Below are 24,269 nucleotides of genomic sequence, written 5' to 3'. Positions count from 1 at the left end.
GGTGGTCAGCCGGGTGGGTTGACGCCCATCTCCAGCGCGGCCAAGGCGAGGGAGAGTTCCAGGTAGGACCGCTGTCCTTCCAGTCGCCGACCCAGCAGGGCGGAGATTCGCTGGAGCCGGTTGATCACGGTGTTGCGATGGCAGTGCAGTCGCGGCGCGGCATTCGCCGCCGAGCAGTTCTCTTCGAGCCAGATCGCCAGGGTGCGCAACAGGATCTCGCGCTCTTTGGCCGGCAGTTCCAGCACCGGGCCGAGGGTGCGCGCGACCATGAGCGCGGTCAGGTCGGGAGAGCGCAGCAACAACGCTTCGGGGTAGCGCTGCTCCAACGACACCAGACCCCGTGCTGTCGCGGGCAGGGTCTCCAAGCCGAGCATCGCCAGCGCGTGGCCCGTCTCGATCTGCGCCAATCCCTGCACCACCGGTGACGCCGCCGCCCGGCCCCGGATCCGGCTTCCCACCTGGTCCAGCACAGCGGAACCGTCTCGCTGCTCGAGCGAGACCAGCCCCACCATGGTCTCGACGCGGTCGTGCCAGATCGACCGAATGCCCATCGCCGCCAACGCGGTCTCGGTGCCGAACTCCACGTGCGGACGATCACCGCGCACCGCGACCACCAGATACCCACCGTGGGCGGGCAAGTTCAGCTCGCGCGCCGCCCGCGCGGCGAAAGTCGCGTCACGGGCGCTGCCCGCCAGCAGGTCCTCGATCACGCCGTGGCGTCGCCGCTCGTCGCGACGAACCTGCTCCAGTTCGGTACTGCGATAGGAGGTGACCAGCGACGACGACATGCCGTCGATGGCCGACCAGGTCGCCACTCCGATCTTGCGGACCTCACCGGGCGGGAGTTCGCCGGCCTTGTCGAGCAGCGCCTCCCACACGATCTGACCGCCGAGCCGGAACGTCCGCAACATGACCTCCAGGGGCACGCCCTGCGCGGCCCGATTGCGGCCGATGGCGGCGGCGACTTCGTCGCGATCCGGGCCCGTCACGTCACCGGCGACCAGATCGAGCACCCTGGTCAGATAGCGGCAGCACGCATGGTGCAGGTCCTCCCGGCTCACCGGCGAGTAGTCGGTCCACTCCGGGATATCGGTGAAGATCGCGGCGATCAACTGCCTGGTCAGCGCGGGAATCTCGGTTCGGCACGCGGCCACCAGCTCCCTCGTACCCACCGAGGGAAGGGTGTGCTTGGATCTCGCGGCCATATCGCTAGACGCTACGCCCGCCCCCGGCTCGCCCGGAACGAGCCGATCACCGCATCCACGAACCGACCGACTCCGCAGTCCCACCGCCTCTGGCACAGACAGCCGCGTCGTTGCCGCAGTGGCAGCGGCAGGCGGGCCATAGTGGTCGGATGGGTAACCAGTCCACGATCGCTACCGCGTTCCAACCCCTGCTGCGAGCCACGCTGGGCCCCCGCCCCGCGGTGGGGTTCGAGTTCTGGGACGGCAGCACGATCCATCCCGACGGGGAGAGTCCCGGCACGATGCGCGTGCGCTCCGAGGACGCGCTACGTCACCTGGTCTGGGCGCCGGGTGAGCTCGGCTTGGCGCGTGCTTTCGTCTCGGGCGCGGTGGATCTCGACGGCGATATCTTCACGATGCTGCGAGCACTCCAGTCGACCGCGCCGAACGATGCCCGCCTCGGCCTCGGGGCGACATGGCAGGCCATCGGCGCGGCGCGCCAGCTCGGGGCGCTCGGTCGCCGCCTGGAACCGCCGCCGGAGGAAGCCCGCCCGCAGCGTGGACCCCTGCACACCAAGCGGCGCGATGCGGCGGCGATCAGTCATCACTACGACGTCAGCAACGACTTCTACCGGCTGGTGCTCGGACCGAGCATGACCTACTCCTGCGCGCGGTTCGTACCGGACGACGACGGCTCGCTCGAGGCCGCCCAACGAGCCAAGCACGACCTGATCTGCCGCAAATTGGGCCTGGCCGAGCAGTCGGGTATGCGCCTGCTCGACGTGGGCTGCGGCTGGGGGTCCATGGCGATCCACGCGGCGTCGACCTACGGCGCGCAGGTCGTCGGCGTCACCATCAGCAGCGCTCAGGTCGAGCTCGCCCGCAAACGCGTCGCCGAGGCGGGGTTGTCGGACAGTATCGAGATCAGGCTTTCCGACTATCGGGACCTGCGCGGCGAGCAGTTCGACGCCATCTCCTCGATCGGCATGTTCGAGCACGTCGGCTCCGGGCGCGCCGCCGAATACTTCGACACTCTGCGCGCACTGCTGCACCCGCGCGGACGGCTGCTCAACCACGCCATTTCCTCGCCGGGCGGATCCGTCATGCGCAATCGTTCCTTCATCGGGCGCTACGTCTTCCCGGACGGCGAACTCGTCGATGTGGGCGAGGTCGTGCTCGCCATGCAACGCGCCGGATTCGAGGTCCGTGACGTCGAAGCCCTGCGCGAGCACTACGAACGTACCCTCCGCCAATGGGTCGCGAATCTGGAAAACGAGTGGGAACAGGCGGTTTCGCTCGTCGGCGATGGGCGAGCCCGAATCTGGCGGCTGTACATGGCTGCGTCCGCGCTGGGCTTCGAGGACGGCGGACTCGGGATTCACCAGGTCCTCGGCGTGGTGCCCGAAGCGACAGGCAACGCCGAGATGCCCGCGACACGACGCGACTGGGGATAGTCCGCGCGGGTCAGCGCACGGCAACAGCTCGCACAACGATCACCATCCCGATATGATGAATCATTTATGCATCGAACAATGCCGATGACGAGCACAGGGAACGGGTGATGAGCATGCGGTGTGTGGTGTTCGGCGCGACCGGCTACATCGGTGGACGTCTGGTGCCAGAGCTGATCCAGGGCGGCCATCAGGTCCGGGTGGTGGCCCGCACCCCGGAGAAGCTGGCCGAGGTTCCCTGGCGGGAACAGGTCGAGATCGTCCGTGGCGATGTCACCGACGATGACGAGGTGCGCGCCGCCGTCGCCGACCAGGAGGTCGTCTACTACCTGGTGCACTCGTTGGCCCGGGACGACTTCTCCGACATCGATCGCGAGGCGGCGCGGCTCGTCGCGGCCGCGTCGAACTCAGCCGGTGTCCGCCGCATCGTCTATCTCGGCGGCATCATCCCCGAGCACGCGACGCTGTCACGCCATCTCGCCTCCCGCGCCGAGGTCGGCGAAATTCTGCGCGAATCCGGCGTTCCCACAGCGGAACTGCGCGCCGCGGTGATCATCGGATCCGGTTCGGCCAGTTTCGAGATGCTGCGATACCTGTCCGAACGCCTGCCCGCGATGATCACCCCGCGATGGGTGCACAACCGGATCCAGCCCATCGCCGTTCGGGACGTCCTCTACTACCTGGTGCAGGCCGCGGAGTTGCCCGCCGACGTCAATCGCTCGTTCGATATCGGCGGGCCCGACGTCATGACCTACTTGACCATGATGCGTGAATACGCTGTGGTAGCCGGGCTCACTCGTCGTGTGGTGCTGCCGGTTCCGGTGCTCACGCCGTGGCTGTCGGCGCAGTGGGTCAACCTCGTGACCCCTGTGCCACGAGCGCTGGCCGTACCGCTCATCGAGTCGCTCGTGCACGAAGTCGTGTGCGGCGAGCACGATATCGCCACCCACATCCCGGATCCCGCCGAAGGTCTCACCCGCTACGCGCGAGCCGTGGAACTGGCGCTGACCCGTATTCGCCATGCCGACGTACCCACCCGCTGGTCCGATGCCAGCACATTCGGCGCACCCTCGGATCCGCTGCCCACCGACCCCGCGTGGTCGGGCGGCTCACTCTACGAGGACCTTCGTGAGCAGCACACCGACGCCGACCCCGAAACCGTGTGGGCGGTGATCGAAGCCATCGGCGGCGAGAACGGCTGGTACTCCTTCCCTCTCGCCTGGTCGCTGCGCGGCTGGATCGACCGTGTCACCGGCGGTGTCGGGTTACGCCGCGGCCGCAAGAACCCCCGCCACCTGCACTCGGGCGAAGCCTTGGACTGGTGGCGCGTCGAATACATCGACCGGCCCCATCTCCTGCGGCTGCGCGCCGAGATGCAGCTCCCGGGACTGGCGTGGCTCGAACTGGGTGTGGAACCGGACCCGACCGGCGGCTCCCGCTATCGGCAGCGGGCCATCTTCCAGCCGCACGGTCTCGCCGGGCACCTCTACTGGAAAGCGATCACGCCGTTTCACAACGCCGTGTTCGGCGGCATGGTCCGCAACATCACCGGCACCGCCGAACACGACCCCGCCGACGGCGCGGTGCCGTCCAGCTGACGATCAGCCCGCCGCGTTCGTCAGCGCGCGAGCGCGGCTGCCTCGCCGCGCCCACAGCGCACGAGCCAACGCCGAACCGGCAACGCGGGTGCGGCGCGCGTTGCCCACGGTGGCGCGCGCAGTGAACACCGCGAACTCGCTCTCCTCGATGCGGTCGAGAATTTCCGAGTACAGCACCGCCGCGGTGGCTACACAGGGTCGCGACACCGGGTGTAGTTGCGCTATTCCACTGTCGGCGTACCGATACCAGTCGCGCGCGATCGCGTGTTGCTCGGCCAGCGCTGACCGGACCTTCGCGTCGGTGCGTCGGCGAGAACGACACCACTGCAACCTGGTGCGGTCCACATCATGGGCAGCCAGCTCGTCGGCCGGTAGGTACACCCGGCCGCGGTCGAGATCCTCGGCGATGTCGCGCAGGAAGTTGGTGAGCTGAAACGCTTTTCCCAGCGCAGCCGCGTAGGGGGCAGCATCGGCTCGTTCGCCGACGGTGCCGAGCACCGGCAGTACCTGCAAACCGATCACGTCGGCCGAACCGCGCACATAGCGGTCGAGCGCGGCCCGGTCGGGGTAGTCGGTGACAGTCAGATCCATGCGCATCGAGTCGAGGAATTCGTCGAACAGGACGTGGTCGATCTCGTATCTGGCGACGGTATCGGCCAGCGCGGCGAAAATCGGGTCGTCGACCGGGGCACCGGAAAGGCTGTCGTGCAGGTCCCTCGTCACCGCGTCCAGCCGTTGCGCCGGAGTGCCCGCTGCATCGTCGGTCAGCGGTTCGTCGACGATGTCGTCGGCCCACCGGGCGAAGCCGTAGAGAGCGTGGATCGCCGGGCGCTGTGCGGGCGCGAGCAGCCGGGTGGCGAGGAAGAAGGTGCGGCCATGGCGCGCGTTGAGTTCCCGGCAGCGCTGGTACGCCTCGCGCAATCGAGCATCGCGGATACCGGCCGCGTCGAGTTCCGTGCGAATCATCGTCGATCGCCTCCGATCGAGGTCGAGGTCGAAGCCCGCGACGCGGACACCGTGCCGGTGACGCGGTCGGCGGCGAGGCGGCCCGACAACAGTGCCGTCGGTACGCCCACGCCGGGTACGGTGCCGCAGCCGGCCAGCACCGCATTGCTCACACCGCGCGGCAGGTTCGCGGGGCGGAAGGGACCGGTTTGAGCGAAGGTGTGCGCGAGCGAGAACGGGGTTCCGGCCAGCAGGCCCTGCCGCTGCCAGTCGGCGGGCGTGTCCAGATGCACGACCCGGGCGTCGCTGACGAAGCCCGGAACCAACCGGTTCTCGACTATCGCGGCCAGCTCCTCGCCGTAGGCGGTGGCACGGCGATCCCAGTCGAGGTCACCGCTGCGGTAGAGGTTGGGCACCGGGGCGAGAACAGTGAACAGGTCGCGGCCGGGTGGGGCCAGGGTGGGGTCGGTCGCGGTCGGGCGGGTCACCAGCAACGACGGGTCGGTCATCACTTTTCCGGCACCGATCAGTTCGTCGAAGGTCTGCTCCCACGCGGCGCCGAAGACGAGGTTGTGATGGGCGGTCGGCACCGATTCGGGGACACCGACGTGCATGACGACCGCGGACGGCGCTGGGCGCCAACTGCTCGGCCGACGCGGGACGCGGTCGAGCAGCTCGTAGGCGGTGGGAAGTTCGGTCGCCAGAACGACAGCGTCGCAAGGGATTCGGCGGCCACGCTCGGTGAGCACCGCGGTGATCCGGGATCCACGCCGCTCCAGGTCGTTGACTGTCTCGCCGTAACAGAACGTCACACCGGCATCGACAGCGGCGGCGGCCAGGGCGTCGGGTAGTGCGCGCATGCCGCCGCGCGGAAAGGAGACCCCACCCACGGTGTCCATGTAGGAAATCACCGCGTACAGCGCCAGCGCGCGTTGTGGCGAAACGCCCGCGTAGAGCGATTGGAAGGTGAAGACGCGGCGCAGCCGCTCATCGGTCAGGAACGATCCGATGGCCTTGTCGAGGCGCCGGAATCCGCCCAACGCGATCAACCGCGCGAACGCCGGCGTCAGCAGCCCGAGCGGAGAGTCGACATTCGCGGCGATGAACCGTTCGAATTCGACCTGGTACAGCTCGCTCAACCACGAACGCAGCCGGCGATATCCCTCGACCTCTGTCGGTCCGGCGAACGCCAGGACCGATTCCTCCATGGCCGAGGCGTCGCTGTGGACATCCAGCGCGGTGCCGTCGGCGAAGTGCGCGCGATAGGCCGGGGCGACGGGCAACAGCTCCAACCGGGACTCGAGACTGTCACCGACCGCGGCGAGGGTGTCGGCGACGATGTCGGGCATGGTGAGCACCGACGGTCCGGTGTCGAGCAGATAGCCGTCGACGTCGCGCCGTCCGGCCCGGCCACCGGGGACCGTATCGCGCTCCACCACCGTGACGCTGCGTCCGCGTCCTGCCAGGTGCAACGCGGCGGCCAGTCCTGCCAGACCGGCCCCGACGACGACCACCTCATCGGTTGTTCCCGATATCGTGCGCATTGCTTCCTTTCGGTGGGGCGGCGGGTTCGCCGGTCAGTGCGAGCGGTGCGTGCACAACAGCGCCATGCGCTGCAGCGCGTCGGCCACCGATGGTTCGAGGTCGGCGCTCTGGAGGAGCCGGCGTGCGTGCTCGACGCGCTCGCCGATCATCTGCTCGGCACGCCGGCGTGCGCCGCTGTCGATGATCACGGTCTGGGCGAGCGCTACGGCCTGCTCGTCGATGAACTCGGCTCGCCACAGATCTCGTAGCCGGGCGCGATCCGACGGCTCGGCGAGCTGATCGGCCAGCGCGATCACGGTGGTCGCCTTACGTTCCCGGACATCGTCTCCGGTGGGTTTTCCGGTAGTCGACGGGTCGCCGAAGATGCCGAGAAGGTCGTCACGGAGCTGGAACGCTTCCCCGATCACGTCGCCGTATTCGCCGAGAACGCGCATCACCGTCTCGTCGCAGCCGGCCATCGCCGCACCCAATTCGAGTGGGCGCCGCACTGTGTAGTTGCCGGACTTGCGCCGCGCGATATCCATCACCTCGCCCACGCTCGGGAGCCGGTTCGCGTCGTTGGTCAGATCCGCGAGCTGACCTACCGCCAGTTCGCTGCGCATCGCGTCGTAGCGCGGCCATGCCCGATCCAGCGCGGCGGCAGGCAGGCCGCTCTCGCGCACCATGCGCTCAGCCCACACCAGGAACAGGTCGGCCATGAGGATCGCCGCGGACTCGCCGAATCGGGCCGGCGAGCCCGACAATCCCTGATCGCGGTGCCATGCGGCGAGCCGGAGGTGAGCTGACCGCTGTCCGCGCCGGACCGTCGACTCGTCCATCACGTCGTCTTGCACCAGCGCGAACGCGTGCAGGAGCTCCGCGCCGGCGGCCGCACGCAGGGCGGCTTCGGATTCCCCTGCGCCGCCGCACAGCCAGCCGAGATAGACGAACACCGACCGTACGCACTTGCCGCCCGACGCGAAATCGATCATCAACCGGCCCGGGAACGAGAATCCCGCCGGGTCGAGTTCTGCCCGGCAACGCGCGCGGACGAACTCGTCGACATGACCGCGGACCGAGATCTGTGTGCGCGCGAGCCAGTCGGCGAACCGCGCGGATCCGTCATCACCGGTTGCGGGTTCACAAGGTCGAAGCGCGATTGCTACTCGTTCGGCATCCACCCATCGATTGTGACACCGATCGAGCAAAAATGCATCGTTTGCGCATCGTTTGATCGTTCTGGCAGCGCTGCGACTGCGGCCGCACCAGAGATCACGCGTCACGGACCGGCTCTCAACGCTGGACCGCGCTGCGCATTCTTGGCCGGACCCCGGCTCGGGTTGCTCCTGCTCCGCAGGGAAGTGTCGGTAACCTCGTCGCCGGAGGAGGGACTGATGTTGCGTCCAGGAGAGGTTTTCGCCGGGTATGTGATCGAACGGCTGCTCGGTGCCGGTGGGATGGGCGAGGTCTACGCGGCCAGGCATCCGCGGTTGCCGCGCTCGGACGCGGTGAAGGTGCTGGCGGCGGAGTTCGCGCTGGATCCGCAGTACCGGGTCCGGTTCGAGCGGGAGGCCGATCTCGCGGCGGGTTTGTCGCATCCGGCGATCGTGAAGGTCTATGACCGTGGCGAGTGCGACGGCCGATTGTGGATCGCGATGGAACTGGTCGAGGGTGTGGACCTGGCCCAGCGGCTGTCCACGATCGGGCCGTTCGCTACCGACGAGGTGGTCCGGATCGCGGAATCCGTTGCCGGAGCATTGGATCGCGCGAGCGCGCAAGGTTTGGTGCATCGGGATGCGAAACCGGCGAACATCCTGCTGAGCCGGACCGGCGATCTCCTCCTGACCGATTTCGGGATAGCGCGACAAGTCTCGGACACCTCGGATCTGACCGGCACGGGCGTCATGATCGGGACGCTGAACTACGCCTCGCCCGAGCAGCTGACCGGATTGCCACTGGACGGGCGAAGTGATCAATACTCACTGGCTTGCAGCGTCTTTCACCTGCTGACCGGCGGGCCACCGTTCGCGGATGCGAACCCCGCGGTGGTGGTCACCCGGCACGCCACGGCCGCGCCGCCGAGCGTGCGGACCGCGCGACCGGAGCTGAGTCCCGAGGTGGATCGGGTGCTCGCACGGGCGATGGCGAAACGGCCCGCCGACCGCTTCGAATCATCGTCGGACTTCGCGAACCCACTGGGTTCGGCGCTGGGGTTGTCCGGCAGTGGGTCGCGGGGCGCTGAGACGCCTCCTCCCGGCGGGCCACAGGCCGCCATCGCGACGGTGATCCGCGACAGCGACGCACCCGCTCGACCGAGACATGGCAGGTGGGTGGGGGCGGGCGCAGCCGCGATCGTCGTCGCGGTCGTGACGACGATCGTCGCGTGGTCGAGTGGTTCCGACGAGATGGGGCCGACCGATGCCGCCCGCGCGATGCCCCGCGTCTCGGTGACCGCGCAGAGTCCCGACCTTGCCGTCCAGCCCACAGCCGAGCGGTGGCGGCAGCCGGCGGTGCCGGGCTCCGAGTACCCGGTCGGCGGCTCGGACGACGTGGTGCTCTACGCCCGAACCGGGCGGACGAACTCTCTGGACATCCTCGACGCGGAGAACGGGACGGTGCTCCGTAGCGTCGATGTGGGCCGTGGGAGCATCGGCGCCTGCGAGTTCACGCCCTCGGGCCGCTACGCGGGATGCCGGGTGCGCCACGCCGAGTCGGCGGCGGGAACCGCGGACATCGACTCGGACTCGTACGCGACGACGATCATCGACATCGAGGCCGGGGCGGTCTCCGGCAGGCTCGGCGCCGCGACCGAAATCGTCGCGGCGGGAGAAACATTCGCGATCTTCGAGCCCGAACGCAAGGGCAGTTCCAGCGGTTCGGTGACCGTCGCGAACAGCGCGGGCACCGTGATCTGGCAGGCCGACGGCGTTCGCGCCGGTCTGGTGCGCGGAGCGAGTGTGCTGTCGCTGGAGAAGGATCCGGTCTCGGGTGATCCGTTCTCGACAGCGAGCTTCGAGCTACGAGCTGTCGAGAGCGGCAAGATCGTGTATCAGATGACGCCGAAGAACGCCGATTCCGCGACCGTCTGGGCGCCGGACTGGGCGGCATTTCCCGGCGGCTTCGCTGTCGGCCGGGACATATACGCGCTCGACGGCACGAAACGGTCGAGCGTGGGTGCCGACTGGCGCGTCATCCCGAACGCCGTCTATTCCACTCAGGGCGACGACCCCTCGCCCAACGGCGGCGCCGAGCACTACGCGGAGCCCGCTACCGCGGCAGCTGTGCCGGTGCTGATGAACAAGCAGACCGGTGTCGTCGGCGCGTTCGATCCGGCGACCGGTTCCGCCCTCTGGTCGAGGGAGGTCCCCAAAGAGGCGAGCTACGGTCACCACCTGACCGTGGCGGGCATCGGCAGCAAGATTCTCGTTCGATGGGATACGACGGAAAAGTCCCGATTCGCCGATGCGACAAACGCCGTCGCCTATGCGTGGTTCGACGCGTACACCGCCGACGGCGGCGTCCTGCCGAGCGAGCAGATCCCCTGGGCGACAGACGGCACCCGAGTCGTGGCCGTTCCGCGAGGCGGTCAGAGAACGGTGACCGCGATTCCGGCCGGCGAGCACTCGAATCCGCTCTGGTCACTCGACTTCGGCAGTCCTCTTCGCTGTTTCGACGGCCGGGTGTACGTGGGCAATCGGCGGGTGGTGTGAGATCCGGCGGCCCGCGCACCTAAGCCTGCGCGCGGGTGCCGCGTCGACCGACACGGGCCTCACCCTCCCCTCCAGGGTGAGGACCGCATCGGGGCCGCTGATCGAGCGGCGCACCAGGCCCCGGATCTCCAACGGCCAGGGACGGAACAGCCGCGAGACTCGAGGTCGGCCAGGATTGTGAGCTGTCAGTTGGAGACGCCGACCGCTGTGCGCAGGTGCTGGCGCTGCTCGATGATGTCGAGCATGAAGTCGGCGGCATCGCCGCAGGTGATGGAGTAGCCCGTCGCCCGCCCGCTCGGGTCGGCCTTGACGGTTCCCTTGTCTGCCACCGCCTTCAGAGCCGGGAGGCGAACGGCTGTCCAGGCCAGCTCACTGGCTGCGAGCTGGGCTTCCATCGCCACTTTGGCATCGAGAATGGGCGGCAGGCGGCGCGCGAACAGCGGCACCAGGACGCGGCGGAAAAGGAAGGCGCCGGAACCGGGTAGTCCCATGTTGCTCGCGCACACGAGTCGTTCGACGCCGTGCGCGCGCATCTTCTCGATGATCACGCGTGTGGCGTCGGGGACGAGGTCATTGGGTTTGCCGTCGCCGAGCCCGCCGACCCCCAGGTACTGGATCACGGCGTCGGTGCCGTCCAGCGCGCGCTCGACCGCCGCCGGATCCAGCGCATCGCCGCGCACGACGCGAACGCCGTGGGGCGCTTTGTCGGCGCTTGTCGCGGAGCGCGCGAGGACTGTCACGTCGTGCCCGCGTTCGAGCGCTTTCGCGACAACAGCGCTGCCGCCCATACCGGTCGAACCGAAGACCACCAGTTTCATGTTCCGAGCCCCGCCTCTGTGTGGTCGTTCGAGATCGCGATCGCCCACTTGGACGATCCACCCTCACGACAGTAGTTACTGTTGTTTGAAACGACAGTAACTACTGTCGTAAGGTCGGTCAAGACGGAAGGCGGACACATGGTCAGAACGTGGGCGACAGACGATCCCAAGGCCGGGCTCATGGCGCGCAAGCGTGCCCAGATCGTCGCGGCCGCGCGTACGGCCTTCCTCGACGAGGGATACGCCGCGAGCTCGGTCAACAAGATCGCCGACGAGGCCGGCGTCTCGATCAAGACGCTCTACCGCCACTTCGAGACGAAGGACGAGCTCTTCACCGCCGTCATCGCGGGACTGTGCGCACCCGACAGCGACACCACCCGAGACCCCGCCTGGTACACCGATCCGCCCGAGGTCGGCTTGGTTCGCGCGGGCGAGGAGTACCTTCGCCATGTCCTTTCCGACGAGCAGCTCGCGCTCTACCGGGTGGTCGCTCACGACGCGGATCGTTTTCCCGAACTCGGGCGCATCTACCGGCGGGAAGTCCTCGGCCGTGGCGGCCTGATCTTCGCGTCCTATCTGGACCGGTGGCGTGAGCGGCAGGGCTGGCGAATCGCCGACAAGTACGAGGCGGCCGCGGTGTTCGGCGGACTGCTGAAGGCCAGGCTCTTCGACCAGGTGTTACTCGGCGGAGCGCAGCCCGACACCGAAGAAATCACCCGCCGAGCGCGCCACGCGGCCGACCAGTTACTGACCATCCTCGAAGCGGGCGACCTCTGACGCTGCGGACGTGGCCCGCCGACCACAGCTCCGACTTCATCACCCCACGGAGGCTTTCGCCGACGTCCGCGGCCGATCCGTTGTTTCGGTGCGAGTTCCACGACTGCCGCCCTAGGCTTGGCCCGATCTCGTCGACAACACCGCCTCCGACAACGGCAGAGCTGCCGGCCCGGACCCGAGGAACCCCATGCCCCTCTCCCCCATTATGTCTCGCGCGCTCGCCGCGATAGCGATCACCGCGACAGCCTCCACCCTTCCCGCCGCGCAGACCGCTTCCGCCGAACCGGTTTCGTGCGCGCAATGGACTCGGCACACCGTCGCGGCGGGGTACGGAATACTCGAGAACCTGGGGTTCGACGGTCGCGGAAATCTGCTGCTGGCAGAGCAATCCGCCACCGGATCGTCCGGCACCCTGCAACGCCTCGGTGCCGACGGCTCGCGATCTGTCGCGGTGAGCGACGTGGAGGGTCCCGGGTCGATCCTGACCGCCGGCGACACCGCGTATTTCACGACGGGCAACAGCGTCACCGCCGCCCTCACCGACCGCGCCGACGGGACGATTCAGGCCCTGCACCTCGACAGCGGCACCGTGCAGACAGTCGCCACCGGTCTGACGATGCCGAACGGGTTGGCGCAGTTGCCGAACGGCGACTTCGTCGTCAGCAGAGACATCGGCGCGGGCACCTTGACTCGGGTCACCTCTGACAACATCGCGACACCCTACGCGCCGTCACTGAGCTCCACCAACGGCCTCGCGTTCGACCCGTACCGCAATCGGCTCATCGTCTCGACGACGTTCAACCCCACATCGGTCATCGCCGCCGTCGACTACGCCGATCCCGACAGCCCACCACGCCAGGCCGTGATTCCCGGTGTCGGGCCACTGAACTCGGCCGACGATCTGACCGTCGGCCCGGACGGCAAGGCGTACGTGACCCTCAACGTGGCCGGCGCAGTTCAGCAGGTCGATATGGACACCGGCCGGACCTGCGCGATCGCCGACAGTCTGCCGTTGTCGTCGTCGGTACGGTTCGGGTCCGGACCCGGCTGGGATCCGAACGCCCTGTACGTCACCAGTTTCCTCGGAACGGTCACCGAGCTCACGCCGCCCTGATCATCGGTTGAGACAGACCATCCCGAGCAGCGGGCCGTACCGATTCTCGGCGCTGCCCACCATGACCAGCAGGCCCCCGACCGGGCTGCAGAGCACGTCCAGACTCGACGAGCCGGTGTCCGCCACCGGCTGCTGGGCGTGCGCGGAACCCGCGCCGACGGCGGACGCGAGCAGGAAGAGAGCGAGTGCGGACGACGCCGCGAGCTTGTTCATAGCTCCACCGTGCCGTGTGTCCTCGCGGCGCGCACGCCCCGAATTGCTGGGGCGCGCACCGAGAATCACACCGGGCCGCATCATCTGATCCCGTGCGAGTTACCTACTCGGACAACGCCCTTCGCGAATGCTCATGCGCCCCGGATCACTCCGTCACGCCGGCCACGCTCGAATGACTCGCTGTCGTCGACACCTGGTGCCACCACGTGGCGATCCGGTCGACCACCGGCCCTGGTGTCCGCACCCACTTGATGTGGTCGTTGGACGCACCAGCCGGTACGTCCGCGGTGCGGTAGTCCCATCGAGTGACCCTGCCCGGGGTGAACAGCCGGCGGGCGAAAGCCTCGATACCGCGTCGCGGTGCCAGTGCGTCGTCTTCGAGGGCGATCACCAGCGTCGGCGTATTGATTGTGTCCACCGCAGGGAAGGGAGGCCGCCCGGTCAGGACCATGGCGGCCCACTCGCGCATTTGCGTGCGTGCTCCAGGTGCGCCGAAGGCGGGCTTGGGCAGATAACCGAAGACCGCCGTGATGACCGGCACGAGCGAAGCCATGATCGCCACGGGCAGGCCGAAATTCGGAAAATGCCGGTGGTATGGCAGGCTGCCGCCGACGGTCACCATGCCATCGGCGCCGGGGTGGTTGAGCTCGTGGCCCGCGGCGAGTTGGGCGCCGAGGCTGTGTCCGAGGACGACGACCGGCCGGGCGGGGTCTTCCCTGCGGGCCTCGGCCACCGCGTGCGCGATGGTGTCGATCTCGTCCCGGTAGGACCAGTTGTTGTGCCGCGATGCCTGCGGCGTGCCCTGTTCGAAGCCCCGCCTGGGCAGCGCCCGCGCGCTCCAGCCGAGGTCGGCGAATGCCGCGACGAGCGGGGCGTAGAAGCGCGAACCGATGGCCATGGCCGGCGCGATCAAGACGATCGGCGATATCGCCTTCGGCCCGATACCACCCGAATGCCGACTACTCGACCTGCTCACTGATGCACTCCTTCGTTCGTCCGATACGCCCATCGGGTCGTTGACGGCGGGCAACCCCGAGGCTAATGTTAGCAGCGAAAACATTGGCTGCGGGTCTACGGACTCTTCTGCCGTTCCGGCCGCCTGGCATCCCCTCTGTCGAGAGTACGACCGCACCCAGGAGGAACATGTTGTGACGAAAGTGCTGATGGTCATCACAGCCGCGGATCGCTGGACATTGAAAGACGGCACGGTGCACCCGTCCGGCTACTGGGCCGAAGAGGTCGCTTTTCCGCACCGCGCTTTTACCGAAGCCGGATGGGACATCACCATCGCGACCCCGGGCGGCAAGAAACCCACGCTCGACCGACTCAGCCTCGGCATGTCCGGCGGAATGCCGAGCAAGCGCCGCGACATCGAGCACTACCTCGACAGCATTCAGGATGCGCTCGCCACACCGGTCCCGCTCGACACTGTCGACTCCGATTCTTTCGACGTCGTCTTCTACCCGGGCGGTCACGGCCCGATGGAAGACCTGGCCTACGACGAGACCTCGGGCGCGCTGCTCGCCGCCCGGTTGGCCTCTGGCAAGCCCTTGGCCCTGCTCTGCCACGCTCCCGCGGCGATCACGGCGGCGACCGGACCCGACGGAAAGAATCCGTTCGCCGGTCGCCGGATGACCGGGCTGTCCAATCGGGAAGAGCTACTCAACCGGTTCGCCTGGAAGGCACCGTGGCTGCTCGAGGACAAGCTCAAAGAACTGGGCGTCGACTATTCGAAGGCGCTCATCCCCTTACGGCCACACATCGTGGTCGACGGAAACCTCTACACCGGACAGAACCCGCAATCCTCCGAAGAGCTCGCCGACCGACTCATCACCGACGTCGGCGCCGCATGGTCGTTGACCTGACCGTCTAACGGTCACGCCACACCAGTGTTGACAGTGCTTACATTGACGGTTAGCGTCGGGATCGCCTCGAAAAGCAAACAAAGGGAGCTGCGCCGATGTCAACGACTCAACAGAGCACGGTCCAGGTAGATCTCGGTGGTCGTACGGTCACCGTGCCGGAAGACGGTCTCTACGACAGATATCGCATGAATCCCGATCTGGACGAGATAGCGCGCGATTCCCGGGTCAGCGGTGTCGACTTTTTCCGGGAACTCCCTAAAACCAAGGTCGACTCACTGATCGGCGAAACCTACACGCCGAATTTCTACTACCGGATGTCCAGTGCCAGGCTCACGATGCTGGCCCGTTCGCGCGCGATCCGTTCCCGGCTGCCCGCTGAGCTGGCGCCGCTGGAAGTGTTCCCCGGATTCGGCGTGGTCTCGGTCATGTTCTTCCGTTACGACGTCTGCGATATCGACTTCTATACCGAGGCCGCCGTGGGCATCGCGGTCCGACCGGCCAGACACGGCAAGCTCGGTCTCGCCGACCTGCTCACCGGCCTCGACAGCGACCGCCTGGATTCCTATGTGCTGTCGCTGCCGGTGAGCACCGAGATCGCCCAGGTCCGTGGGCACGACGGCTACGGCTTCCCCAAATGGGTCACCGAGATCGACTTCGAGGTCGATGGCGCCCGGACCACCGGCCGGGTCCTCGACGACAGCGGCGCAACAGATCTGACCTTGTCGGTGGCCACACCTGCCCAGACCGCATATCCCAGCGGTGAGCGGGTGTCGACGCTCACCTCCTACACCTCGATCAAGGGCGGCTGGCACTCGACACTGAGCCAGACCAACGTCCTGTCGGCCGGCAGCACGACGATGCCCCGTGACGTCACGCTGACGATGGGGCACGGCCGCCTCTCGCGAGATCTTCGATCACTCGCGCCGATCAAGACTCTGCGCCTGGACGTGATGAGCGAAGGCCAGAACGCTTTGCACATGCCGGTTCCGACTTCGGTCCCGACAAGGGCATAGGACGCCACATCGCCTGAATGAACACCCGACCAGAAGGAGATCGTGATGACCGAAATCAAGCCGGTTCTCGAGCCTGAGGCAGCGGAGTTCGCCACAGCCACCGATACCCCGCCGTTCCTTTTCCAGTTGCCACCGGAGCAGGGTCGCAAAGCGGTCGACGAGGTCCAATCGGGTGACATCGACAAGCCAGCCATCGACGAGGAATGGATCACCGTCGAGGGCGGGCCGACCGGCTCGGTGAAAGTCCGCATCGTCAAACCGGCGGGCGCCACCGGCACGCTTCCGGTGATCTTCTACATCCACGGTGCGGGCTGGGTATTCGGCAACGCGCACACCCACGATCGGCTGGTCCGCGAACTCGCGGTCGGCGCCGATGCCGCCGTGGTGTTCCCGGAGTACGACCTGTCGCCGGAAGCGAAATATCCGACGGCGATCGAACAGAACTACGCCGCCGCACAATGGGTGTTCGCACACGGTGCTGAAAAGGGTCTCGACGCTACGCGTTTCGCGGCCGTGGGCGATTCGGTGGGCGGCAATATGGCCGCTGTACTCACCTTGATGGCCAAGGACCGTGGCGATGTGCGGATCTCGCAGCAGGTGCTGTTCTATCCGGTCACCAACGCCGATTTCGACACCGCGTCCTACCACCAGTTCGCCGAGCACTACTTTCTCGCCCGCGACGGCATGCGCTGGTTCTGGGACCAGTACACCGACAACGACGCCCAGCGTGCCGAGATCTACGCGTCACCGCTGCGCGCTTCGGTCGATCAGCTCGCGGGCCTGCCACCCGCGCTGGTGATCACCGGGGAAGCCGACGTCCTGCGTGACGAGGGCGAGGCCTACGCGGCCAAGCTCAGGGCGGCCGGGGTGCCGGTCACCCAGGTGCGCTTCGGCGGCATCATCCACGACTTCGTGATGATCAATTCGATGCGCTCGACGCACGCGGCCGACGCCGCCATCAAGCTGGCGCAGGACACCCTGCGCGCGGCACTGCACTGAATCCGAAACCATGGAGCTTTCATGTCTGTCGACCACGCCACCCGAACCGAGGGCCTGCCGCCTTCCCTGTCCCCGGCCCAGATCAACCGGTTGACCGCACGGATCGCGGCAGGTCCGGACGCCACACAGGTGACGACCACGGTCCCCTATACCGGCAACCCGCTGGCCACGCTGCCCGTCTCGACTCCCGAGGACGTCGAGGCGGCGTTCGCGCGTGCCCGCACGGCCCAAACCTCGTGGGCCGCAATGCCGGTGGCCAGGCGCAAGGCGATCCTGCTGCGGTTCCACGACCTGCTACTGCAACGTCAGGCCGAGGTTCTCGACCTCATCCAGGCCGAGAACGGTAAGACTCGTAGCGACGCGTTCCTGGAAGTCACCGACATCGCGATCGCCACCAGGTACTACGCCCGTAGCGCCGCACGGCTGCTCGCTCCCAAGCGTCGCCGGGGCGCCATACCGATCCTGACCCACACCACCGAGCTGCACCATCCGAAGGGTGTCGTCGCTGTGATCTCGCCGTGGAACTATCCGCTGAGTATGGGGGCCGGAGACGCGATTGCGGCGCTGTTGGCCGGCAACGCGGTGGTACAGAAGCCCGACACCCAGACCGCGCTCACCGCGCTGTGGGCCCTGGATCTGATGCACGAGGCGGGTCTGCCGAGCGGGGTGTGGCAGATGGTGGTCGGCCGTGGCAGCTCGATCGGCACGTCGCTGATGGACAACGCCGACTACCTGATGTTCACCGGGTCCACCGCCAGCGGTCGCCGGATCGCCCGCGACGCGGGCGAACGTCTCATCGGCGCTTCTCTCGAACTCGGCGGCAAGAACCCGATGATCGTCCTCGACGACGCCGATATCGATCGTGCCGCCGACGGTGCGGTGTCCGCGTGCTTCTCCTCGACCGGGCAGCTGTGCGTGTCGATCGAACGGATGTATGTGGCCGAGGCGATCCGCGACGAGTTCGTGGCCGCGTTCGTCGAGCGGACGAAGGCGATGAACATCGGTGCCGCCTACGACTACAGCACCGACGTCGGCTGCCTGACCAACCGGTCCCAGCTCGATACCGTCACCGCGCACGTCGAGGACGCGGTCGCCAAGGGCGCCACTGTGCTGGCCGGTGGCCGGGCGCGACCCGATCTCGGGCCGCTGTTCTACGAACCGACCATCCTCGCCGATGTCACCCCGGAAATGACGCTCTACGACCACGAAACGTTCGGGCCGGTGGTGTCGATCTACCCCTTCGCCGATATCGACGAGGCCGTCGAGCGGGCCAACGCCACCGCCTACGGTCTCAATGCCAGCGTCTGGACCCGCGACGGCGCCCGCGGCCGGGCCGTTGCGGCCCGGGTGCGCGCGGGTACGGTCAACGTCAACGATGCCTACGCTGCGGCGTGGGGCAGCGTCGATTCGCCGATGGGCGGCATGGGCGATTCCGGGCTCGGCCGCAGGCACGGCGCCGACGGCATGCTGAAATACACGGAGCCGCAGACGATCGCACACCAGCGCCTCCTCGGCTTCGACACACCGGCAGGTCTGTCACGGAGCGCGTGGGCGACCACTCTGACCACCGTGCTCGCGGGCATGAAGAAGGTGGGTGCCCGCTGAGATCGGGTGAACACCGGGGCGCGGCGCCGATTCACCGTCGCGCAGCGCTTGGTTCCTCACCGCAACACGGCTGTCCGCATCCGCGCTGAGCGCTCGGCGGCGGCGCTCAGCCGTGCGCGGACGGCAGCGTCGGGAGTTCGACGACCGCGAACACCGTACCGCGGATACGACTTTCGAGTTCCGCGTCGGCGGCGGCATCGAACTTGCCCTGCAGATAGAGGAACGCGAGACCGTGCACCAGAGCCCACATCGCGTTGGTCAGCGATTCCTCGTCGGCGGTGGGATAGATCCTCCGCACGATCGCCTGGACGTAGTCGTGGATCGCCGTGGTCGCGGCCACGCGTTCGGGACTGGTCGGATCGCACGGGTCCGAGAACATGACCCGGAACAACGCGGGCCGCGCCAAGGCGAATCGAACATAGGCCACAGCGATGGTCGCGAGATCCTCGGGCGTGCTCGGCTCCGCGCTCGCGGCGACCAGCTGTTCGGCCAGCTCACGAAAGCCCACCGCGGCGACGGCCGACAGCAGTGCGTCGCGATCGGCGAAATGACGGTACGGCGCGGCCGTGGACACCCCGGCACGGCGGGCGGCCGCCCGGAGCGAGAGGTCTGCCGCGCCATCCTCCTCGAGGAGCTCCACGGCAGCGCGCACGAGCGCGCTGGGTAGATCGCCGTGGTGATACGACGTGTTCGACATTGCCATGGAAACAAATCTAGCAAGTGTTGACACTGCTTACATTTACCTCTACCGTTGGGCTCCGCACGCGAATGTAAGCAGTGTCAATATGCGTGCCGAAAGGAGCGAACAATGGCGAGCGGTGCGGACTCGGGCGAGGTGTTCTCGCCTCTGCGGTTGCGATCCGGCCAGGTCCTGCAGAACAGGATCGCCAAGGCTGCGATGGAGGAGGGAATGGCGGGCAAGTCCCAACTTCCCGACGAGCGCCTCATCGCGCTGTATCGGCGGTGGGGCGCTGGCGGCGCCGGGCTCCTGATCACCGGAAACGTGATGGTGCACGCCGAGGCGTTGACCGGGCCGGGCGGCATCGTGCTCGACGCGCAGGCGCCGCTGGCGCCGTTCACGGCATGGGCGCAGGCAGGCAAGGCGGCAGGCGCGGCCATGTGGATGCAGATCAGCCACCCCGGCCGTCAGGTGCAGGCTCGCATGCCCGGCGTGGTCTGGGGTCCGTCGAACATCGCGGTCGAATTGGGGCGTCACTCCAAGCGTTTCGGACAGCCGGTGGCGATGACTGCCCGGCAGATCCACGAGACCATCGGGCGTTTCGTCACCACCGCCCGCCGCGCCGAACAAGCCGGCTTCGACGGCGTGGAAGTTCACGCCGCACACGGGTATCTGCTGTCGCAGTTCCTCTCGCCGCTGGTCAACGATCGCACCGACGAATGGGGTGGCTCACTCGAGAACCGCGCCCGGCTGCTGACCGAGATCGTGCGCGGCATTCGCGCCGAGGTATCGCCGACGTTCGCCGTGGCGGTGAAACTGAATTCGGCGGATTTCCAGCGCGGCGGTTTCGACGCCGACGACGCGCACGCGGTGATCGGCATGCTCGCCTCGCTCGGTGTCGACCTGGTCGAGGTATCGGGTGGCAGCTACGAGAGCCCCGCGATGTCGGGCCGACCCGCCGACGGACGCACCGCCGCACGCGAAGCCTACTTCCTCGAACTGGCCGCGGAACTGGCCGCGACCAGCGCCCTGCCGCTCATGCTGACCGGCGGCATCTCGCGCCGGGACACCGCCGAACGAGTGCTGGACAACAAGGTCGCGCTGATCGGCATGGCGACAGCACTCGCGGTTACGCCCGATCTGCCTCACCGCTGGCGCGAGGGACGCGAAGCCCCCAGGACCATGAAAGCGGTGACCTGGACGGACAAGGCGCTGGCTTCGGCGACCGAGATGGCGATGGTCCGCTACCAGATGCGGCGCATGGCCACCGGCGCCGATCCCGCGATCGATGTCAGCCCTGCGCTGGCCATGCTGGCCGACCAGCGCGTGCAAACCCGCGCACTGCGCAGCTACTCGAAGTGGCTGGCCGCCAAGTGATGTCATCGACCACCACCCGGGAGCACGCTGACCCCCACGGTGCTCCCATCCCCCACAATCATGTCGCGATCGTCGGCACCGGCTTCGGCGGGATCGCCGCCGCCGTGCGGCTGCGGCAGGCGGGATTCGCCGATGTCGTCCTGCTCGAACGCGCCGGTGAGGTGGGCGGTGTGTGGCGTGACAACAACTACCCCGGCGCGGCAGTCGACGTACAGAGCAACCTGTACTCGTTCTCGTTCGCGCCGAATCCACACTGGCGCAATACCTTTGCCGAGCAGCCCGAGTTGTTCGCCTATCTCCGAGACGTCGTGGACTCGCAGGGTTTGCGCGCGCACTTGGTACTCGACTGCGCGGTCACGAGGCTGGAATGGGATTGCGCCGCGCAGCGGTGGCGGCTCGAGACCGCACACGGGCCACGCACCGCCGACCATGTGGTGTTGGCGACCGGCGCACTCGCCGACCCCCTCGTCCCTGCGATTCCGGGGCTGGATCGTTTCGAGGGCGTGAGCTTCCACTCCGCCCGGTGGAATCACGAGGTCGACCTCACCGGCAAGCGGGTCGCCGTGATCGGCACAGGCCCCTCGGCGGTCCAGTTCGTCCCTGCGATCGCACCTGATGTCGCGCGGATGACCGTCTTCCAGCGCACACCGGCGTGGGTGGTCCCGCGCCACGATCGACCCATCAGCGCGCTGCGCCGACTGCTGTATCGCCGGTTGCCCGCGATCCAGCGGCTCGAGCGCCTGCGCCTGTATCTACGACGCGAGTGGCAGGTGGTGGCCTTCCGCAATCCCGCGCTCATGGCATTGCCCGAACGCGGTGCGCGTCGCCACCTCGCGGCACAGGTCAGCGACCCGCAGCTGCGCGCGAAATTGGTGCCCGACTTCCGGTTCGGCTGCAAACGGGTGCTCATCTCCGACGAGTATTTGCGCGCCCTCGACCGGCACAACGTCGCGCTCGAAACAGCGGGAATCCGGGAGATCACCGCAACCGGACTGGTCGACGACGCCGGGACCGAGCACGAGGTCGACGTCATCATCTTCGGGACCGGATTCCGGACTTCGCGCCTGCCACTGACCGATCGCACCCATGGGCGCGACGGGCGCACGATGGCCCAGGTGTGGGGCACGAGCCCGACCGCGTACCTGGGCACTTCCGTCGCGGGTTTCCCGAACATGTACCTCATGCACGGCCCGAACATCGGTCTCGGCCACACCTCGGTGATCCACATGTTCGAATCCCAGGCCAACTACATCGCCGGCGCCGTCGGTTATACGGCCGAGCACGAGCTGGCCGCCGTCGAACCGACCGCCAGAGCCCAGCAGGAGTTCGCCGACGATGTCGAACGCCTCGGTGAGGGCACGGTGTGGACCAGTGGCGGCTGCACCAGCTGGTATCTGAACGAGGACGGCCGCAACACCAACATCTGGCCCGGCTCGACCTTCGACTTCCGGCGCCGCACACTACGTTTCGACCCCACCCAGCATCTGATGCGGCGACGCGAGGCGACGGTGCTGTCGTGAGCGCGGGCGCAGTGCTCACTGGCAACCCTGGCCTGCCGACGGTCGTCCTGGTCCACGGTCTCGCCGGCTCCCACCGCGCCTGGGACCGGGTCGTGCCGAAGCTCGAGTACATGACGCGGATTGTCGCCGTCGAGCTGGACTCGAGCGGCTCGATCGGCGACGACGCCGGCGACGTGGCCGCCCTGCTCGACACGCGGACCGTGGTTGTCGGCCACTCCCGTGGCGGACTGGTCGCCACCGCGCTGGCCGAGCGTCGTCCCGACCTGGTCTGCGCGTTGGTGCTGTTGTGCCCGCCGTGGTCACGCGCTGCTCGGCTGACCGCACGTGGGCCGGTCGAGCGCGCCCTGGCGATGCCCGGAGTGGGTGAGCTGATGTGGGCCCTCGCCTCCGGCGAACAGCAGCGCACCGCACAACGCAGCGCCTTCGCTCCCGGTGCCACCGTGCCGGACCAGTTCATCACCGACGCGCGAACACGCGGCAGGCGCAATTTCGTCCGCAGTTCGCGGGCGATCGACAGCTATCTCGGCGCTCGCCCACTCGCCGACCGCCTCCGCAACCTACCGATCCCGACCGAGCTGGTCTTCGGCCACCTCGATGCCCGCCTCGCCCTGCCCACCGACGAATTCGCCGACCTGGGCCACGTACGCACCACCGTATTGACTGGCACCGGGCACACCCCGCAGTGGGAAGCACCCGACGAAGTCGGGGACTTGATCACCCGCATCACGGGCATACCTCGCTCCGAAGGAGAATCTCGATGACCGGTCGTATCGTGCTGCTCGGCGTCACCGGCTACACCGGCGGGCTCGTCCTCGACGCGCTACTGCGGCGCGGGATCGAACCCGTTGTGGCCGGACGCAATCGGGAGGCGCTCGCCGCGATCGCCGACCGCCACGGCCTCGAGTACGCCGTCGTCGATGTCACCGACTCCGCCGAAGTCGCAGACCTCGTGGATCGCGGCGACGTACTCATCAGCACCGTCGGACCGTTCGAACGCTTCGGCTATGCCGTCGCCCGTGCCGCGGCGGAGTCCGGCGCGCACTACATCGACTCCACCGGCGAGGTCGGATTCGTGCTCGATTTGCGCCGCGAACTGCATGAGCTGGCCCGCGAGACCGGTTCGGTGATGCTGCCCGCGTTCGGCTACGACTATGTGCCCGGCATGCTCGCCGCGACCCTGGCGGCGCGGCAGGCGGGCCCCACTGTGCGCTCGGTCGACATCGGCTATTTCGCCATCGGTTCCCTGTGCCGAGGGCTCAGTCACGGCACCCGCACCACCCTGCGTGACGGTCTCACCCTGCCCGCGCCGCGCCGACGCCGCGGTGAGCTCATCCAGGAGCGAACAGGTTCGCGGGTTCGCGGGTTCGACGTGCACGGCCGGCGTCGCAACGCCACACTCGTCTCCGGCACCGAGGTCCTCTTCCTACCGCTCGACCTCCCCACCCTAGATTCCGTGACCGTCTACAACGGCTGGTTCCCCGCGCTCAGCCGCCCGCTCGTGGCGTTGTCGGCGATCACCGCCCTGACAGCGCGGATCCCGCTGGGGCGCAGGCTCATCGATGCGCTGACCCGTCCGATGATCGGCCCGCCCGGCGGCCCCGACGCCGACGAGCGCGCACGCACGCGCTCACATGTCGTCGCGGTCGCCACCTCCGAGGGCTCGCGCCCTGCCGAAGTCCACGTCGAAGGCCCCAGCGCCTACAGCTTGACCGGGGAACTCATGGCCTGGGCCGCCCAACAACTGGCTACAACGACACCTCGCGCCAACGGTGTCGTCGGTCCGGTTGAAGCATTCGGTTTCGACACGCTGCTCCAGGGCTGTGCCGAGGTCGGGCTGCGACCGGTCGGATCGGGCCGGCGATGAATTCGCTTCGGTC

The 24,269-nt window shown here is 67.8% G+C and carries 21 protein-coding genes; 13 read left to right on the top strand and 8 right to left on the bottom strand.

The window, feature by feature from the left end; genetic code table 11:
• Positions 1–5: 5 nt before the first annotated feature.
• Positions 6–1,205, bottom strand: a complete 1,200-nt coding sequence (locus tag ACWDXS_RS01325; protein ID WP_449960793.1) for a PucR family transcriptional regulator — start codon at positions 1,203–1,205, stop codon at positions 6–8.
• Positions 1,206–1,354: 149 nt separating this feature from the next.
• On the opposite strand from ACWDXS_RS01325, the gene ACWDXS_RS01320 reads away from it, so the two are divergent.
• Both ACWDXS_RS01320 and ACWDXS_RS01315 read left to right on the top strand, forming a co-directional pair.
• Complete coding sequence (locus ACWDXS_RS01320) at positions 1,355–2,638, top strand: class I SAM-dependent methyltransferase (RefSeq protein WP_449960790.1); 1,284 nt, start codon at positions 1,355–1,357, stop codon at positions 2,636–2,638.
• 107 nt (positions 2,639–2,745) lie between these two features.
• Complete coding sequence (locus ACWDXS_RS01315) at positions 2,746–4,233, top strand: SDR family oxidoreductase (RefSeq protein WP_449960787.1); 1,488 nt, start codon at positions 2,746–2,748, stop codon at positions 4,231–4,233.
• Positions 4,234–4,236: 3 nt separating this feature from the next.
• On the opposite strand, the gene ACWDXS_RS01310 is transcribed toward ACWDXS_RS01315, so the two are convergent.
• From ACWDXS_RS01310 to ACWDXS_RS01300, 3 genes are read right to left on the bottom strand one after another with little or no spacing between them, the layout of a single operon-like run.
• Positions 4,237–5,199: a phytoene/squalene synthase family protein gene (locus ACWDXS_RS01310; RefSeq protein WP_387446902.1), complete on the bottom strand. Its 963-nt coding sequence runs from the start codon at positions 5,197–5,199 to the stop codon at positions 4,237–4,239.
• Positions 5,196–6,722, bottom strand: coding sequence for a phytoene desaturase family protein (crtI, locus tag ACWDXS_RS01305; protein ID WP_387446901.1), 1,527 nt, complete (start codon positions 6,720–6,722; stop codon positions 5,196–5,198). The genes ACWDXS_RS01310 and crtI overlap by 4 nt, the downstream gene beginning before the upstream one ends.
• 33 nt (positions 6,723–6,755) lie before the next feature.
• The gene (locus ACWDXS_RS01300) at positions 6,756–7,883 is read right to left on the bottom strand and encodes a polyprenyl synthetase family protein (RefSeq protein WP_387446900.1); all 1,128 of its coding nucleotides are present in this window, start codon (positions 7,881–7,883) and stop codon (positions 6,756–6,758) included.
• Positions 7,884–8,096: 213 nt separating this feature from the next.
• Here ACWDXS_RS01300 and ACWDXS_RS01295 point away from each other — a divergent pair, with 213 nt between their 5' ends.
• On the top strand, positions 8,097–10,412 hold the full coding sequence (locus ACWDXS_RS01295) for a protein kinase domain-containing protein (RefSeq protein ID WP_449960781.1): 2,316 nt from the start codon (positions 8,097–8,099) through the stop codon (positions 10,410–10,412).
• Positions 10,413–10,597: 185 nt separating this feature from the next.
• On the opposite strand, the gene ACWDXS_RS01290 is transcribed toward ACWDXS_RS01295, so the two are convergent.
• Positions 10,598–11,278, bottom strand: a complete 681-nt coding sequence (locus ACWDXS_RS01290; RefSeq protein ID WP_449960779.1) for an NAD(P)-dependent oxidoreductase — start codon at positions 11,276–11,278, stop codon at positions 10,598–10,600.
• 90 nt (positions 11,279–11,368) lie between these two features.
• Here ACWDXS_RS01290 and ACWDXS_RS01285 point away from each other — a divergent pair, with 90 nt between their 5' ends.
• Both ACWDXS_RS01285 and ACWDXS_RS01280 read left to right on the top strand, forming a co-directional pair.
• Positions 11,369–12,007, top strand: coding sequence for a TetR/AcrR family transcriptional regulator (locus ACWDXS_RS01285; RefSeq protein ID WP_449960776.1), 639 nt, complete (start codon positions 11,369–11,371; stop codon positions 12,005–12,007).
• Between the two features lie 187 nt (positions 12,008–12,194).
• On the top strand, positions 12,195–13,121 hold the full coding sequence (locus ACWDXS_RS01280) for an SMP-30/gluconolactonase/LRE family protein (protein WP_449960773.1): 927 nt from the start codon (positions 12,195–12,197) through the stop codon (positions 13,119–13,121).
• Here the strand turns inward: ACWDXS_RS01280 and ACWDXS_RS01275 are convergent, their stop codons facing one another.
• Both ACWDXS_RS01275 and ACWDXS_RS01270 read right to left on the bottom strand, forming a co-directional pair.
• On the bottom strand, positions 13,122–13,334 hold the full coding sequence (locus ACWDXS_RS01275; RefSeq protein WP_378989698.1) for a hypothetical protein: 213 nt from the start codon (positions 13,332–13,334) through the stop codon (positions 13,122–13,124).
• A 145-nt stretch (positions 13,335–13,479) separates the two neighbouring features.
• The gene (locus ACWDXS_RS01270; RefSeq protein WP_379313646.1) at positions 13,480–14,232 is read right to left on the bottom strand and encodes a serine aminopeptidase domain-containing protein; all 753 of its coding nucleotides are present in this window, start codon (positions 14,230–14,232) and stop codon (positions 13,480–13,482) included.
• Positions 14,233–14,482: 250 nt separating this feature from the next.
• On the opposite strand from ACWDXS_RS01270, the gene ACWDXS_RS01265 reads away from it, so the two are divergent.
• The 4 genes from ACWDXS_RS01265 (at position 14,483) to ACWDXS_RS01250 (ending at position 18,816) form a co-directional block, all read left to right on the top strand.
• The gene (locus ACWDXS_RS01265) at positions 14,483–15,199 is read left to right on the top strand and encodes a type 1 glutamine amidotransferase domain-containing protein (protein ID WP_378990008.1); all 717 of its coding nucleotides are present in this window, start codon (positions 14,483–14,485) and stop codon (positions 15,197–15,199) included.
• Positions 15,200–15,294: 95 nt separating this feature from the next.
• Positions 15,295–16,212 carry an acetoacetate decarboxylase family protein gene (locus ACWDXS_RS01260; RefSeq protein WP_378989696.1) on the top strand — a complete coding sequence of 306 codons (918 nt, stop codon included), beginning with the start codon at positions 15,295–15,297 and terminating at the stop codon, positions 16,210–16,212.
• 45 nt (positions 16,213–16,257) lie between these two features.
• Positions 16,258–17,211 (top strand): alpha/beta hydrolase, encoded by a 954-nt coding sequence (locus tag ACWDXS_RS01255; protein WP_378989695.1) that lies wholly within the window; start codon positions 16,258–16,260, stop codon positions 17,209–17,211.
• A 21-nt stretch (positions 17,212–17,232) separates the two neighbouring features.
• Positions 17,233–18,816: a succinic semialdehyde dehydrogenase gene (locus ACWDXS_RS01250; protein WP_449960767.1), complete on the top strand. Its 1,584-nt coding sequence runs from the start codon at positions 17,233–17,235 to the stop codon at positions 18,814–18,816.
• 106 nt (positions 18,817–18,922) lie between these two features.
• Here the strand turns inward: ACWDXS_RS01250 and ACWDXS_RS01245 are convergent, their stop codons facing one another.
• Positions 18,923–19,519 (bottom strand): TetR/AcrR family transcriptional regulator, encoded by a 597-nt coding sequence (locus tag ACWDXS_RS01245; protein WP_449960764.1) that lies wholly within the window; start codon positions 19,517–19,519, stop codon positions 18,923–18,925.
• 105 nt (positions 19,520–19,624) lie between these two features.
• On the opposite strand from ACWDXS_RS01245, the gene ACWDXS_RS01240 reads away from it, so the two are divergent.
• The 4 genes from ACWDXS_RS01240 to ACWDXS_RS01225 are packed head-to-tail and all read left to right on the top strand — an operon-like array spanning position 19,625 to position 24,256.
• Positions 19,625–20,872, top strand: coding sequence for an NADH:flavin oxidoreductase/NADH oxidase family protein (locus ACWDXS_RS01240; RefSeq protein ID WP_378989689.1), 1,248 nt, complete (start codon positions 19,625–19,627; stop codon positions 20,870–20,872).
• Positions 20,872–22,392 (top strand): flavin-containing monooxygenase, encoded by a 1,521-nt coding sequence (locus tag ACWDXS_RS01235; RefSeq protein WP_449960761.1) that lies wholly within the window; start codon positions 20,872–20,874, stop codon positions 22,390–22,392. Before ACWDXS_RS01240 ends, ACWDXS_RS01235 begins: the two co-directional genes overlap by 1 nt.
• On the top strand, positions 22,389–23,153 hold the full coding sequence (locus ACWDXS_RS01230) for an alpha/beta fold hydrolase (protein ID WP_449960758.1): 765 nt from the start codon (positions 22,389–22,391) through the stop codon (positions 23,151–23,153). Before ACWDXS_RS01235 ends, ACWDXS_RS01230 begins: the two co-directional genes overlap by 4 nt.
• Positions 23,150–24,256: a saccharopine dehydrogenase family protein gene (locus tag ACWDXS_RS01225; protein WP_449960755.1), complete on the top strand. Its 1,107-nt coding sequence runs from the start codon at positions 23,150–23,152 to the stop codon at positions 24,254–24,256. The genes ACWDXS_RS01230 and ACWDXS_RS01225 overlap by 4 nt, the downstream gene beginning before the upstream one ends.
• Positions 24,257–24,269 lie beyond the last annotated feature (13 nt).

Source organism: Nocardia sp. NPDC003183 (genome assembly GCF_053590715.1).
Note: the sequence above shows the minus strand (reverse complement) of the source record. Positions and strands in the feature narration are given on the sequence as shown.

Coding starts and splice junctions, on each gene's coding strand:
- ACWDXS_RS01325 (WP_449960793.1), bottom strand. CDS start 1,205: ATGGCCGCGAGATCCAAGCACACCCTTCCCTCGGTGGGTACGAGGGAG.
- ACWDXS_RS01320 (WP_449960790.1), top strand. CDS start 1,355: ATGGGTAACCAGTCCACGATCGCTACCGCGTTCCAACCCCTGCTGCGA.
- ACWDXS_RS01315 (WP_449960787.1), top strand. CDS start 2,746: ATGAGCATGCGGTGTGTGGTGTTCGGCGCGACCGGCTACATCGGTGGA.
- ACWDXS_RS01310 (WP_387446902.1), bottom strand. CDS start 5,199: ATGATTCGCACGGAACTCGACGCGGCCGGTATCCGCGATGCTCGATTG.
- crtI (WP_387446901.1), bottom strand. CDS start 6,722: ATGCGCACGATATCGGGAACAACCGATGAGGTGGTCGTCGTCGGGGCC.
- ACWDXS_RS01295 (WP_449960781.1), top strand. CDS start 8,097: ATGTTGCGTCCAGGAGAGGTTTTCGCCGGGTATGTGATCGAACGGCTG.
- ACWDXS_RS01285 (WP_449960776.1), top strand. CDS start 11,369: ATGGTCAGAACGTGGGCGACAGACGATCCCAAGGCCGGGCTCATGGCG.
- ACWDXS_RS01280 (WP_449960773.1), top strand. CDS start 12,195: ATGCCCCTCTCCCCCATTATGTCTCGCGCGCTCGCCGCGATAGCGATC.
- ACWDXS_RS01275 (WP_378989698.1), bottom strand. CDS start 13,334: ATGAACAAGCTCGCGGCGTCGTCCGCACTCGCTCTCTTCCTGCTCGCG.
- ACWDXS_RS01270 (WP_379313646.1), bottom strand. CDS start 14,232: ATGGCCATCGGTTCGCGCTTCTACGCCCCGCTCGTCGCGGCATTCGCC.
- ACWDXS_RS01260 (WP_378989696.1), top strand. CDS start 15,295: ATGTCAACGACTCAACAGAGCACGGTCCAGGTAGATCTCGGTGGTCGT.
- ACWDXS_RS01255 (WP_378989695.1), top strand. CDS start 16,258: ATGACCGAAATCAAGCCGGTTCTCGAGCCTGAGGCAGCGGAGTTCGCC.
- ACWDXS_RS01250 (WP_449960767.1), top strand. CDS start 17,233: ATGTCTGTCGACCACGCCACCCGAACCGAGGGCCTGCCGCCTTCCCTG.
- ACWDXS_RS01245 (WP_449960764.1), bottom strand. CDS start 19,519: ATGGCAATGTCGAACACGTCGTATCACCACGGCGATCTACCCAGCGCG.
- ACWDXS_RS01240 (WP_378989689.1), top strand. CDS start 19,625: ATGGCGAGCGGTGCGGACTCGGGCGAGGTGTTCTCGCCTCTGCGGTTG.
- ACWDXS_RS01235 (WP_449960761.1), top strand. CDS start 20,872: ATGTCATCGACCACCACCCGGGAGCACGCTGACCCCCACGGTGCTCCC.
- ACWDXS_RS01225 (WP_449960755.1), top strand. CDS start 23,150: ATGACCGGTCGTATCGTGCTGCTCGGCGTCACCGGCTACACCGGCGGG.